General features: G+C 57.0%; 14 protein-coding genes and 1 pseudogene. 8 read left to right on the top strand and 7 right to left on the bottom strand.

The genetic code is table 11. The features are described from left to right. Positions 1 to 5 precede the first annotated feature (5 nt). From PSH96_RS19505 to PSH96_RS19490, 4 genes are all read left to right on the top strand, one after another. On the top strand, positions 6 to 881 hold the full coding sequence (locus tag PSH96_RS19505) for a LysR family transcriptional regulator (RefSeq protein WP_305454414.1): 876 nt from the start codon (positions 6 to 8) through the stop codon (positions 879 to 881). A gap of 111 nt (positions 882 to 992) precedes the next feature. Next, a complete protein-coding gene (locus PSH96_RS19500; RefSeq protein ID WP_305454413.1) occupies positions 993 to 1,418 on the top strand; it encodes a VOC family protein in 426 nt (141 codons plus the stop codon). Between the two features lie 159 nt (positions 1,419 to 1,577). Next, positions 1,578 to 2,120: a cysteine hydrolase family protein gene (locus PSH96_RS19495; protein ID WP_305454412.1), complete on the top strand. Its 543-nt coding sequence runs from the start codon at positions 1,578 to 1,580 to the stop codon at positions 2,118 to 2,120. Between the two features lie 4 nt (positions 2,121 to 2,124). Next, positions 2,125 to 3,108 (top strand): GlxA family transcriptional regulator, encoded by a 984-nt coding sequence (locus PSH96_RS19490; protein WP_305454410.1) that lies wholly within the window; start codon positions 2,125 to 2,127, stop codon positions 3,106 to 3,108. Here the strand turns inward: PSH96_RS19490 and PSH96_RS19485 are convergent. After that, a complete protein-coding gene (locus PSH96_RS19485) occupies positions 3,079 to 3,246 on the bottom strand; it encodes a DUF2986 domain-containing protein (protein WP_065931392.1) in 168 nt (55 codons plus the stop codon). The two genes, PSH96_RS19490 and PSH96_RS19485, sit on opposite strands and share 30 nt — an antisense overlap. 141 nt (positions 3,247 to 3,387) lie before the next feature. Here PSH96_RS19485 and panB point away from each other — a divergent pair, with 141 nt between their 5' ends. Then, on the top strand, positions 3,388 to 4,203 hold the full coding sequence (panB, locus tag PSH96_RS19480; protein ID WP_305454408.1) for a 3-methyl-2-oxobutanoate hydroxymethyltransferase: 816 nt from the start codon (positions 3,388 to 3,390) through the stop codon (positions 4,201 to 4,203). On the opposite strand, the gene PSH96_RS19475 is transcribed toward panB, so the two are convergent. The 6 genes from PSH96_RS19475 to PSH96_RS19450 all read right to left on the bottom strand — a co-directional run bounded on the left by PSH96_RS19475 (position 4,191) and on the right by PSH96_RS19450 (position 9,681). Next, positions 4,191 to 5,570: a PLP-dependent aminotransferase family protein gene (locus PSH96_RS19475; protein WP_305454407.1), complete on the bottom strand. Its 1,380-nt coding sequence runs from the start codon at positions 5,568 to 5,570 to the stop codon at positions 4,191 to 4,193. The two genes, panB and PSH96_RS19475, sit on opposite strands and share 13 nt — an antisense overlap. Before the next feature lie 108 nt (positions 5,571 to 5,678). Continuing rightward, entirely contained in the window at positions 5,679 to 6,455 is a 777-nt protein-coding gene (locus tag PSH96_RS19470) for a sulfotransferase (protein ID WP_305454406.1), read from the bottom strand. After that, positions 6,452 to 7,807: an MATE family efflux transporter gene (locus tag PSH96_RS19465; RefSeq protein WP_305454405.1), complete on the bottom strand. Its 1,356-nt coding sequence runs from the start codon at positions 7,805 to 7,807 to the stop codon at positions 6,452 to 6,454. The genes PSH96_RS19470 and PSH96_RS19465 overlap by 4 nt, the downstream gene beginning before the upstream one ends. Beyond that, positions 7,804 to 8,508, bottom strand: coding sequence for a JmjC domain-containing protein (locus PSH96_RS19460; RefSeq protein ID WP_305454404.1), 705 nt, complete (start codon positions 8,506 to 8,508; stop codon positions 7,804 to 7,806). Before PSH96_RS19460 ends, PSH96_RS19465 begins: the two co-directional genes overlap by 4 nt. A gap of 27 nt (positions 8,509 to 8,535) precedes the next feature. Then, positions 8,536 to 9,426, bottom strand: coding sequence for a nucleotidyltransferase domain-containing protein (locus PSH96_RS19455; protein ID WP_305454403.1), 891 nt, complete (start codon positions 9,424 to 9,426; stop codon positions 8,536 to 8,538). Positions 9,427 to 9,498: 72 nt separating this feature from the next. Then, positions 9,499 to 9,681: a hypothetical protein gene (locus PSH96_RS19450; protein WP_099487348.1), complete on the bottom strand. Its 183-nt coding sequence runs from the start codon at positions 9,679 to 9,681 to the stop codon at positions 9,499 to 9,501. 453 nt (positions 9,682 to 10,134) lie between these two features. On the opposite strand from PSH96_RS19450, the gene PSH96_RS19445 reads away from it, so the two are divergent. The 3 genes and pseudogenes from PSH96_RS19445 to PSH96_RS19435 form a co-directional block, all read left to right on the top strand. After that, entirely contained in the window at positions 10,135 to 11,118 is a 984-nt protein-coding gene (locus PSH96_RS19445) for a DUF1852 domain-containing protein (protein ID WP_305454402.1), read from the top strand. Between the two features lie 27 nt (positions 11,119 to 11,145). Continuing rightward, the gene (locus tag PSH96_RS19440; RefSeq protein ID WP_305454401.1) at positions 11,146 to 12,180 is read left to right on the top strand and encodes a methionine synthase; all 1,035 of its coding nucleotides are present in this window, start codon (positions 11,146 to 11,148) and stop codon (positions 12,178 to 12,180) included. 84 nt (positions 12,181 to 12,264) lie between these two features. Continuing rightward, positions 12,265 to 12,408: pseudogene (locus PSH96_RS19435) on the top strand (2,4-dienoyl-CoA reductase); the annotation flags it as partial. Positions 12,409 to 12,413: the final 5 nt, after the last annotated feature.

The following is a 12,413-nucleotide window of genomic DNA, read 5'->3' as shown; positions in this document are numbered from 1 at the left end:
GGCCCATGATCAGAGAGTTGAGAACCTTTGTAAGCGCCGCCCGCCGTGGCACCTTTGCCGCCGCCGGGCAGCAGGTGGGGCTGACGCAGTCGGCGGTGAGTGCGCAGATCAAACACCTCGAGGACGCCCTGGGCGTCAAGCTGTTCGACCGCACCGGTCGCTCCGCCACGCTCAATGCGGCCGGGCAGCGCGCGGTGCCGCTGGCGGAGGAGATCCTCGATATTTTCTCGCGCATGGGCGCGCCCGACAGCGCCAACAACTTTCACGGTTCGCTGCGCATCGGCGCCATCGGCAGTGTGCAAACCGGCCTCCTGCCCCAGGCGCTGGTCGCGCTTAAACACCGTGCGCCGTTTATCGAGGTCAGCCTGGTGCCCGGCGTTTCCCTCAACCTGCTCAGTCAGGTGGATGCCGGTGAACTGGACCTGGCGATCATGATTCACCCGCCGTTCAACCTGCCCAAAGACCTGAATATCGAGGTCATCGCCCGCGAACCCTTTGTGCTGATTACCGCCAAGGACGTGCAGGGCGACGACCCGCTGCAGATCCTGCGTGAGCAACCCTTCGTGCGGTACGACCGTGGCTCGTTCGGCGGGCGCCAGGTCACGCAGTTTCTCAAGGCACACAAGATCCAGACCCGGCAGGCGCTGGAACTCGACGAACTGGACGCCATCGTCAAGATGGTGCGCAGTGGCCTCGGCGTGTCGCTGGTGCCCTTGGCTGGCCTGTGGCTGGAACATGGCAGCGACGTGCGGGTTTTGCGATTGGACAAGCTCACGTTCTACCGTGAAATCGTGCTGCTGACCAAGTACACCCAGCGCCAATTGCCGCTCTTCGAATTATTCAGGGCGTGCGTCATCGAAGTGCTGGGTGCGCCGAAGTAGGGCGCGAGCATCAAAATTATTGAGGCTCAGGGCGAAGGATATCCGCTTTATCCATGGGGCTTTGTGGTGAAGAATCGGGTTCTAACCCAACAGAACCTGCAGGTAGCCACCGTGAGCCTTTCTCCCTTTCATCTAGCGATTCCCGTCTACGACCTGGCCGCCGCGCGTCACTTCTACGGCGATGTGTTTGGCCTTTCGCAAGGGCGCTCCAGTGCGCAATGGGTCGATTTCGACTTCTACGGCCACCAACTGGTGATCCACGAGCACCCCAAAACCGAATCCCAGCAATCAGTGCACTCCAACCCCGTGGATGGCCACGATGTGCCGGTGCCGCATTTCGGCATCATCCTGCAGTGGGACCAGTGGGAAGCCTTGGCCGATCGGCTGCGCGCGCGGGAGACCCGGTTTGTGATCGAGCCCTACATCCGCTTTAAGGGTGAGGTGGGCGAGCAGGCCACCATGTTCCTGTTCGACCCGTGCGGCAACGCCCTGGAGTTCAAGGCGTTCAAGGACATGAGCCAGCTGTTCGCCAAGTAATTGCTCACCGTGCGGGAAACGTCCCAGGGTGATTTGCGCCGTTGAGCCTGAATGTCCTAATCGGTCCTGAAGTGGTCCGGCATCAGCCTGTCGCGCATCGGCAGGTGTGCTTACCATGGCTTGCATCAACCACTGTGATGCAAGCCACAAGGACCCGTCATGAGCCGCAAAGCCCTTATCGTTATCGATGTGCAGCAGTCATTCCGTCATTCTGCTTACTGGTCCGAAAATGACCTGCCACAGTTCCTGAGAAAACAGCAAGCGCTGATCGATGGGTGTGTTCAACAGGGCATCCCGGTGGTACAAGTCTTCCATGTTGAAGACCAAGGGCACTTTTCGATGGCATCGGGCAATGTCAAAACCTTGAGCGAGTTGTCGATCAACCCCGACCTGATCATTCACAAGCGCTTTCACAGTGCTTTCGCCGGCACGCCTTTGGCTGCACGGCTTACGGAGATGGGCGTGAGCGCGCTGATCATCAGTGGCATCCGCACCGAACAGTGCTGCGAAACCACCACCCGGCAGGCGTCGGACAGCGGTTTTGCGGTGGATTTTGTCAGCGAGGCAACGCTGACCTTCCCGATGACCCACGCACGCAGTGGCCGCGAGTACAGCGCCGCCGAGATTCGTGAGCGTACCGAACTGGTGCTGGAAGAGCGCTTTGCGCGCATCGTCACCGTCGCCCAGGCCTTGGAGAGTTGAACCCGTGAGCGTGCCGGTGCTGTTCGTGCTGTTGCCCAACGTGCTGATGCTGGACCTGGCCGGCCCCGCCGAGGTGCTGCGCCTGGCCGCGCAAAGCGAGGACCCGGCAGCCATTGACTTCGACTTGCAGTACGTCAGCCCGGTGCCTGAGTTGCAAACCTCAATCGGCTTGCCGCTGGCCGGCTTGGCGCCATTGCCGCCAAGCCTGGCGCCCGGCACGCTGGTGGTGTTGGTCGGCTCCACATCGAAGGTGAGCAAGGCGCAGCGCCAAGCGTTTGAGTCGGCCAGCGACACGCTGACGCAATGGCTGCAAAGCGTGTTTGCGCCGTCGGGCCAGCGGTTGGTGTGCGTGTGCGCCGGGGCATTGAGTGCCGCCCGCGCCGGGTTGCTCGATGGCCGTCAGTGCACCACCCACCACGCGCTGTGCGCGGCATTGCAGGCCCTGGCCCCCAAGGCCCGGGTGCTGGAAAACCGGCTGTATGTCACGGACGGCCCGGTCAGTTGCAGCGCCGGTGTCACGGCAGGTATCGACCTGATGCTGCACCTGCTCGCCGAGTTGGCCGGGCCACGCCTGGCCTGCAGCGTGGCGCGCGACATGGTGGTGTACATGCGCCGCAGCGGCGCCGACCCGCAGCTCTCAGCCTGGATCACCGGTCGCAACCACCTGCACCCCGCCGTGCACCGTGTGCAGGACGCCATCACCGCGGCGCCCTGTGAAGCCTGGACCGTCACACGCATGGCCGACCTGGCCTGCACCAGCAGCCGACACCTGGCGCGGCTGTTCCACGAACACGTCGGCATCAGCCCGCTGGATTACCTGCACACGCTGCGTATCACCGTGGCCCGTGAATTGCTCATGGCGTCGAGCCTGGACATGGAAACCGTCGCCGAACGCGCAGGCTTTGGTTCAGCCCGGCACCTGCGGCGTATCTGGAACAAGTATGAGGTGGGCACGCCCTCAAGCGGGCGTGTCGGCAGCGCTGGTTGAGGCTTGATCGGCCTCGGCTTCGAGTTTGGCGCGGTCTGCCTTGCTGATGTATTTATCTTTGCTCTTGGGCGCCAGTTTGGCGCTGGCCTTCTTGGCTTTGGCCTTGAAGAGCTGCTTGAGTTTTTTCTGGCGGTTCATGTCTCGGTGCCTTTTGGGTGAAGGCCCGGATGATATCAGGTTAAAAACCTGGGTCGCTTTTTAGCGTCAATCTGTGCATTGAACGCCCTCGGGTTTTACCAATAATCGGGCCGTGAATTCAGCACAAACGGAAAAAACCCGATGAGCCTCCACACCCGCAGCAAACGCTTGACCGTCCCGCAACTGGTCGCCATGAAGGGCCAGCAGAAAATCGTCTCCCTCACCGCGTACTCCAGCGCCATCGCCAAGCTGATCGACCCGCTGGTCGATTTCATTCTGGTGGGGGATTCCACGGCGATGGTCGGCTATGGTCGGGCCTCGACCTTGAGCATGCAGCTGGAAGAAATCATCGGCCACACCCGCGCCGTGGTCGACAGCACGCGCCTGGCCTGCGTGATTGCCGACATGCCGTTTGGCAGCTATCAGGAATCCAATGAGCAAGCGTTTCGCAACTGTGCCCAAGTGCTGGCGCGCACCGGTTGTGATGCGGTGAAGCTGGAGGCCAACGTAGCGTTGGCGGGCACCATAGAGTTTCTGGTGGCGCGCGGCATTCCGGTGATGGCCCATGTGGGGTTGATGCCGCAGTTCGTCAACGTGATGGGCGGCTTCAAGGCCCAAGGGCTTACCGCCGAAACTGCTGCTGTGATTGCCGCGGATGCCCGTGCCAATCTGGAGGCGGGCGCCTTCAGCCTGTTGCTCGAAGGTGTGGCCGAAGGCGTCGCGCGGCAGATCACCCTGGATTCAAAGATGCCCACCATCGGCATTGGTGCGTCGCCGGCCTGCGATGGTCAAGTGTTGGTCACCGAAGATGTGCTGGGTTTGGGCGGCGAGCACCTGCCGCGCTTCGTCAAACAGTACGCAGATGTTGGCGCAGTTATCCGCGATGCCTGCGAGCGGTTTGCCGATGACGTGCGCCATGGCCGGTTCCCCGAAGCGCGGCATTGCTACGGGCTTTGATCGATCGCCGCTGCCAATAGTTTTACGGCCTGGGCGATATCCTTGCTCCAGTCGAGGGTGTAGCTCAGGCGCAGGTGCTGCGGCCAGGCGCCGTGCTGGCTGAACAGCTCGCCAGGGGCGATGACGATGCGCTGGGCCAGCAAGCGCTCAAACACCTGACGCATATCCACCGCATGCGGCGCCTGCAGCCAGAAGCTGGCGCCGCCCTGGGGCGCGATCACCTGCCAATGTTCCTCCAGCAAGGCTTTCATGCCGGTCATGCGCTCCAGCAGCAGCGCCCGCAGCGCTTTCAAATGCGCGTCGATACGCTTGGAGGTGAGCAGCTTGGCGATCGCCTTTTGCCGGATCGGTGACAGGCGAAACCCACGCTCCAGAAACACCCGCTGCAATTGCGGCCCCTGCCCGCGACACACCGCATAGCCATACGGCGCTTCCGAGCCGATGACTTTATCGAAGGTCGAAAACACCAGCAGCTTCTGCAGGTCGGCGAAGTCGCGATAACGCGGCGGCGGCGCTTCGAAATACAACTCGCCGTAGGTGTCGTTTTCAAACAGCCAGATATCCCGCGCCGCCAGCCAGCCGCAGATCTGCTGCTTGTCCTGTGCCGGCATCACGCCGCCCTGGGGGATATTCACCGTCGACGACAGCACCGCCAGGCGAATCGGCTCACGCATCAGCACGCCTTCCAGCGCCGCGAGGTCGAAACGCCCGTGGGCGTCGAGGGGCATTTCGATCACGCGAATCTTCGCCGCCTGCAACTGGCGCAGGATCGCCCACGAACACGGTGACTCCACCAGCGCCACCGTGCCGCACAGGTCCAGGGCGACCAGTGCCGCCTCCAGCACGCTGTGCAGGTCCGCGCCGATATACACCTGGTCGGCCTGCCAGTAGCGGTCGGCGGATTGGGTGTAGCGCTCGGCCAACGCGGCGCGCAACTCGGGCTCACCGAAGGGTAAGTAAAGCGGCGCGAGAGAGCGTGGGTGCTGGCGAGTCAGTTCACGCTCGAGCATCAGCAGCGGGTTTTCCAGCGACAACAGCATGGCCGGTGCATCACTGCTCAAGGCGAGCATTCCCGGCTGGCGGGCATTGGCGAACACCTGATCGAGCAGGTTGGTGTCAGCGGAGGTTGCAGTGGCAATCATGGCTCTTATGAAATAGCCCTGTTTGGGTCGGGCGTAGATCCGCCCTTCATCCTCAAGCAAGGCATAGGCATATTTGGTGGTCGACACCGACACGCCAAGGCGCTCGGCCAATTGGCGCAGGGACGGCAGTTTGCGTTCGCCTGACGACGGGCTGGCGTCGATCAACTCGACGAGGTAGCGGTAGACCGTCTGATAGGCGAAAGCGCTGTGTTGGGTGCTATTCATGCTCACTCGAACCGTTTGAATCCCCCGTGATGGGGCCGGTCCAGTATTACGCAAGGCCGTTGAATACGGAAACTGCCGGGGGCCTTCGACCAGTAGGGCAGACGCCCGCTATCCGGTTTGCGTCGGGAACTTGCGCAATAATTGTTGGTAGGTGGCGTTAAGGGCGCGGTCCAGTGGCGTGGCTTCCGCGTCCGGGCGAGGCGCGTCACAGCGTGTTCGCAAGGGGTTGATGACCAGTTGCGCCTGCGCATTGACGGTCGCGAGTGTGGGGCGCGCGACGCTGCTCGCATGGCTTTTTGATAGAACTGCCCTGTCAAACGAGCCGGACACACCGTAGTGGTTAAGCTGGGTGTTCAAGTGGTCCAGTGTCGCCAAGGGGTCGGCACACAGCGCGTCATAACTGATGCCGATCGAGGCGGGGTGTTGGCATTGCAGGATGCGGTTATTCAGGTCGCTCCAGAGCTGCGCGCGGTTATCGTCGCTCGGCCCCGCCCACTCGTAACCTTGATCCCAGGAGCGCCTCAGGCTCTGGATAACCCCTGAATAGTGGCGAAACATATAAATAAACAGTGCAGTGGGGTGCAACGCCTGCAGTTGCGTGAGTATTCGTGCATTCCACGGTGTGGAGTCGCACAGGATCGGTTTTTGCGGGTTGGCTGCCCTGATGTCGTCAAGGAAGTCCAGCGCATTGCCCATCAGGTTGGCGCGATAAGCCTCTGCATACGGCCCCGGCGTTCTCCTGAAAGCCTCCTGGCTGACTTGGGTTGAGAAATACGATACGCCCAACTCCCCGCAATAATTCACGTTAGCCAGTGACCCCAGCAACTCCCCCATCAATGTATTGCCCGAACGCGGGCAACCACAGACAAAAATCATCTCGATCATTTCAGGCTGCCCTCGCAGGAAGCGCTTCCCACGGGTGGGCCAGCGGGCAGGGACTCGTCACTTTTAAACGATTTTGAAATACGTAAGCCGATAGCGACAAGGCCAATCACGCTGCACAACAGGAAGACAGAGAACAGAAGGCTGGTTCGCTCAGCGGATGCCGGCTGGGCGTAGGCAATGTAAAAGACCAAAGGGAGTTTGATCAGCGCTGACAGTACAAATGTCAGTTTTTTGATAAAGGTCGTATCGCCTTTGGCACGCAAGACTGCCCGTTGTGCGAAGAGTGTGATGCAACTGATCAGTGTGATCAGGCTAATTAAAAAAATGACGCCGGAGGGCGGGCTGGTTGGCTGTAATGCGTGGTAGAGGTAGGCATAACAGACGCCCGCGCAAAACAGTGCCAGCGGCAGGCTGTAGAGCAGATAACCAGTCACCGTGACGCTATAGGTGCGTCTGCTTTCATTAATGGCTTGCGCGATAAACACCGAGGCGGCGGTTGCAAAACCCAGCGAAACACCTTGAAGCATCGCCGTCGTTGAAAAGTAAAAACTCATTAACGCCACGAATTGAACATCCTCAACCAGAACGTACAGGATCAGGAAGTCCACCAGCGTTGAAACACTCATTGCCATGAACAAGTTGAACGCATCGGCGCTGAAGCTGTTTTGAAAGGTGGGCTGGATGCCCGGCGCGTGATGCGCTGTCACGGTGGCGCATGCAACCAGGCGTTTGTAAGCGCGGATCATCAGCGCCAGATAGAGGAGCTGCGCCAGTGCACAGCCGGCGCCCACATACGCCAGGTCAAGTTTGAAATACAGGACACTGACGGCTGAAAAGGCGCCGCCAAGGCTCAGTGAAACAAGCAAGGCGCGGAAAATATCGTGGCCCTTTTTCTTGGCAATCAACGCCATGTAATAGGGGCTTGCCAAGGTGACGGCAATATAAGAAATCGCCATCCAACGCAAATAGGTCGGTACCGCATCGACGTCGCCATTGGGCTCTACCAGTCGGGTAATCGAGTGGGCGCCGAGGAAAAATATGACAAAGCAGGCCACCGCGCCCAGCACCGAAAAACGCACCATGCGTTTGAGCATGGCGTCGAACGCCGCGCGCTGATGGTCGCCATTCAGTCGGTTGAGCCGTATGCTGCCGGCGCCGTTCATGGCGATGATCATGGCGCCATAAATAAAATAGATTCTATTGATGTACCCGGCAGACGCCGCTGCACTCAAGCTGATAGTAGCGGCCAGGAAAATACTCAACATGTTCTGCGCGGCATTCACGCAATTGCTCAGCACCAACGGTAAAGCGGTTTTCAGTACGGGCCGCCATTCGGGCAAGGCATGTTTCACTTCACGTCACCCCATATGAATTTGTGCAGCGGTCGCGGCGTCATCCACACATTGAGGTGGCTTGAGTGCTCGTCAGTGGGCAGCGCACGATGAATCGTGCAGCGAGGCAGGTACATCACGTCACCGGCCTGCAGGGTTATTTCGTAGCTCGGCGCATGTTCCGCCACGTGCGCCCTGACCATAGGCGTATAAAAGTGCGGGGATGAAACAGCTTCGACGTCTGCAACGATTGCTGGCCACACCTGCCATTTCTTGCTCCCCTCCAACTGGATGATGAAGGCATCATGGGCGTCAAAATGTTCGTCAAAAAGAGTGCTGGCGGTGGGGGCATAAAATAGGCAGAAACTGAACGTGAACGGTGACAATTCTGCATTCAAGCGGTTGGCCAGTGTATTGAAGTTGCTGTCATATTTTTCCAGCCAGCGCAGGTAAATGGCGCACCCTTCCTGTGTGATCAACTCCCGGATATTTTCTTTGATGCACCTGCCGCCTGAGGTGTAGGCGTCACGCCGGCAATAGGTTCCATCCTTTATGATCAGCAAATCTTCATGCTCAACAGGGTTGCTCAGCAGGGAGAGAATGTAGTCAGCGCTTTGATTGCCGACCAAGGGCTTGGCTGCGGTTTTCGAGGTGATGAGGGATGTTTCCCAGCGGTGGGGAAACAACACCTGCTTGCTGATGCCAAACAGTTCTTCAAACACGGTTATCTCTCGGCTCGGTGAGGGCATTTAAAGGTGTTCTTCAAGCGCTTGGGTAAACCCTGAAAGCTGGATAAGCAGGTTGTCAGTGGCGGCAGGTGTTGCGCACTCGAAGCATTCGGAAAATGCTGAGATAACGGCGCTTGGATAAATCTCATAGCGCACGGAAAAACGTTGCAGGTGACGGTAGCCTCTGAATAATTGCCCGTTTATAGCAAAGAAAATATGACAAAAGGCGGCATATAGAATGCCGAGCATTTCATAGTAAGTGAAGAAGTCTTTGCGGATAAGATATTTGCTGAGGTTGTAGTGTTTCAGGTATCTGAGCTTGTCTGAAATAATGAGGCTCGCGTGTTCGTAAGAGAAATCTATGCGCCGTATCAGCTCGACTACTTCAGGTGTCGAGTGAAGATAAATACCCTCTTGCAGGTTGGCAAGACAGTCCTGATGGCTGGCTGAAAGGTCGGTCATCGACTGAAAGCGCTCTATCATGTTCTCAAGGCTTTCCAGGCTGATCAGGCGAACATCCAGTTTGTTGTCAGGTGGAAACTCGGTGTCGATTCGATATTCATATTGCCTATGTTCATAGGGTAAACCAAGGTGTTCCAGGCAGCCGATCAGGTGGCGCTCGGAAACGATCAGGCATACATCGGTATCGGAGAGTGTATCGGCCGTGCCTTTTGCCAGTGAGCCGCCAATGAACACCGCGTGCAGGCGTGAAATAAATTCACTTGCGCCCTGACAGGCAAGAAAGGCCTGTACATGTTGTCGACGCTCTTCAAGTAACCCGCTGTGGGTCATAGGGTGGCTGGCGGCGGGTAAAAGAGTTTGCGCCTCTAATGCATAGAGTGAAAACGGCAGTGCGCAGCGATGTTTGCCTGTGCGCTGTATATTCAACGTATCACCGTGGATTTTTAACATGCGATGAAAGGCCCGGCTTGCAAGTATCAAATAGACTGTGCGTAGTGTGTAACGGTTTTTTTGCGTAGGGCTTTACATGTAGCGGGGTTCACCGTCCATCGTGGCGACCATGCCCGATTTGAACAGTTCTTTAGTGGCCAGCAGTGCTTTTACTTCTTTGACGCTGTCAGCAGCGTCAGCGGGTTGAGCGCGGTTGATTTTAGCAGCGAGTGCAGAGAACTTAGCGCGGGAAACGGTTTTCGATTGAGCGGTCATAATCATTCCTTAATTAGTCTGCAAACCGGGATTTATAACGTAGGTGGCTAACGATCGAAAATCAATACGGCATTACAAACTTCATGTTTTTATAATTAAGGCTTAACCGGATTGACTTCAAAGCTTAATCTTTGTGCGGGCGTACCGGCCCGAAACTCAGCCGATGCACCACAGCAAAGCCGGGGTCGATGGCCAAACGCAGGTCGAAAGGTGCGAGGAGCACACCCGGCATTTTCGACGATGGTTTTGCGCGCGATTGTGCGGTGTTTAAAGCCTTGCGCTCATCATGAGCAGGGCTAAAGGGTTGGTGAAATCAATTCATTATCTCTCCCTCTATGGTCAGCATAAACTGCACCTCATTGTAGATACAGTAAAGACTTGGGCTGAGCGTCAGCGCTATAAGGCAACCCGTGAATTCAAGTCTGTCTCAACTTTTTAAGGTGCCAGGTGGTCATGAACAACGCGTTTGAGTTTACGATTAAAAGTATTTGTTTTGACGAGCACTATCGCCCCTCTGAAAATACGCGCATCACCACCAATTTCGCTAATTTGGCGAGGGGCGAGCGCCGCCAGGAGAACTTGCGCAATACCTTGAAGATGATCAATAACCGCTTCAATGCCTTAGCGCATTGGGATAATGCCAACGGTGATCGATATGCGCTCGAGCTCGAGATCGTTTCCGCTGAAATGCAGATCGGTGTTGAAGGCGATGGGCAGGCCATTCCGCTGATTGAAGTGCTGAAAACGACGATTGTGGACCGTAAAACCAATGAGCGCCTTGACGGCATCGTCGGCAATAATTTTTCTTCGTATGTACGCGACTATGACTTTAGCGTGGTGTTGCTGGGCCATAATAAGGGCCAGGCTGAATTCAGCACGCCCGATGATTTCGGCGACTTGCACGGCAAACTGTTCAAATGCTTCGTGAATTCGAGTGCGTACACGCAGAATTTCAAAAAGCTACCGGTTATCTGCCTGAGTGTTTCGAATACCAAAACCTATCATCGCACTGAAAATGTGCACCCTGTGCTGGGTGTTGAATACCAGCAGGATGAATATTCGTTAACCGATGAATACTTCAAGAAGATGGGCTTGAGCGTTCGCTATTTCATGCCGGCAAACAGTGCCGCTCCGTTGGCGTTTTATTTCTTTGGCGACTTACTCAGCGATTACACCACTCTTGAACTTATCAGCACCATCAGCACGATGGACACCTTTCAAAAAATTTACCGGCCTGAGATTTACAATGCGAACTCGGTCGCCGGTAAAGCTTATCAGCCCAGTTTGAAGCATCAGGATTATTCATTAACCCTGATTGTCTATGATCGAGAAGAGCGCAGTCAGCTGGCGATAGAGCAGGGCCGGTTTGTTGAGGAAAATTTCATCAAGCCCTATCACGCTGTTCTTGAACAGTGGTCCGCCCACTACGCGGTTTGACTCATTTAAAGCATAAGGTTGTTTACCATGAAAAAATTACTGCCCACTTCAACGGCTGGCAGCTTGCCAAAACCTGCCTGGCTTGCCGAGCCCGAGACGCTGTGGTCACCCTGGAAGTTGCAAGGTGACGAATTAATTGAAGGCAAGCAAGATGCCTTGCGCCTGGCATTGCAGGAACAGCAAAACGCCGGAATTGATATCGTCAGTGATGGTGAGCAGACTCGCCAACACTTCGTGACCACGTTTATTGAACACCTCAGTGGCGTGGATTTCGAGAAACGTGAAACCGTCCGGATTCGTGATCGCTATGACGCGAGCGTGCCGACGGTCGTGGGCGCCGTTGCGCGCCAAAAGCCGGTGTTTGTCGAAGATGCCAGGTTCTTGCGCCAGCAAACCAACCAGCCGATCAAATGGGCGCTGCCAGGCCCCATGACCATGATCGATACGCTGTATGACAACCATTATAAAAGCCGCGAAAAACTCGCGTGGGAATTTGCCAAGATCCTCAACGAAGAAGCCCGGGAACTGGAAGCGGCGGGCGTCGACATTATCCAGTTTGATGAACCGGCCTTTAACGTGTTCTTTGATGAGGTAAATGACTGGGGCGTCGCCACCCTGGAGCGGGCGATTGAAGGCCTCAAATGCGAAACGGCGGTGCATATCTGTTATGGCTATGGCATCAAGGCCAACACCGATTGGAAAAAGACCCTGGGGTCGGAGTGGCGGCAATATGAAGAAGCCTTCCCCAAGCTACAGAAGTCCAGTATCGATATCATTTCACTGGAATGTCACAACTCCCATGTCCCCATGGAACTGATTGAGTTGATTCGCGGTAAAAAAGTGATGGTCGGGGCCATTGATGTGGCAAACCACGCCATTGAAACGCCGGAGGAAGTGGCCAATACCCTGCGCAAAGCCCTTCAGTTTGTCGATGCCGACAAGCTTTATCCGTGCACCAATTGCGGCATGGCACCTCTGCCTCGCCACGTTGCAAGGGGCAAGTTGAATGCGCTGAGTGCAGGCGCAGAGATCGTTCGAAGAGAACGCCTCTACGCGCGCTGAGCCAACATTGGAAGGGGTGTACCCAGTTGCACTCCCTGTTCAGGATTTACTCTGGCACTCCCCACTACGACGGTCGAGCAACTGGTCAAGCTTCAGCTGCGCAAACTCAGCCAGCGCACGCAGCCTGATCCCGGCGTATCACCGTTACGCGCCTTGATCGAGCAACAACTGGGCAACGCTTTGCGCACGCGGCAGTATCGGCGCTGGATCGCCAAGCGTGGTGCGTAGGCGGT

It is taken from the genome of Pseudomonas sp. FP2338 (assembly GCF_030687515.1).
Lineage (GTDB): Bacteria > Pseudomonadota > Gammaproteobacteria > Pseudomonadales > Pseudomonadaceae > Aquipseudomonas > Aquipseudomonas salomonii.
This window is presented reverse-complemented; position numbering and strand designations above follow the sequence as displayed.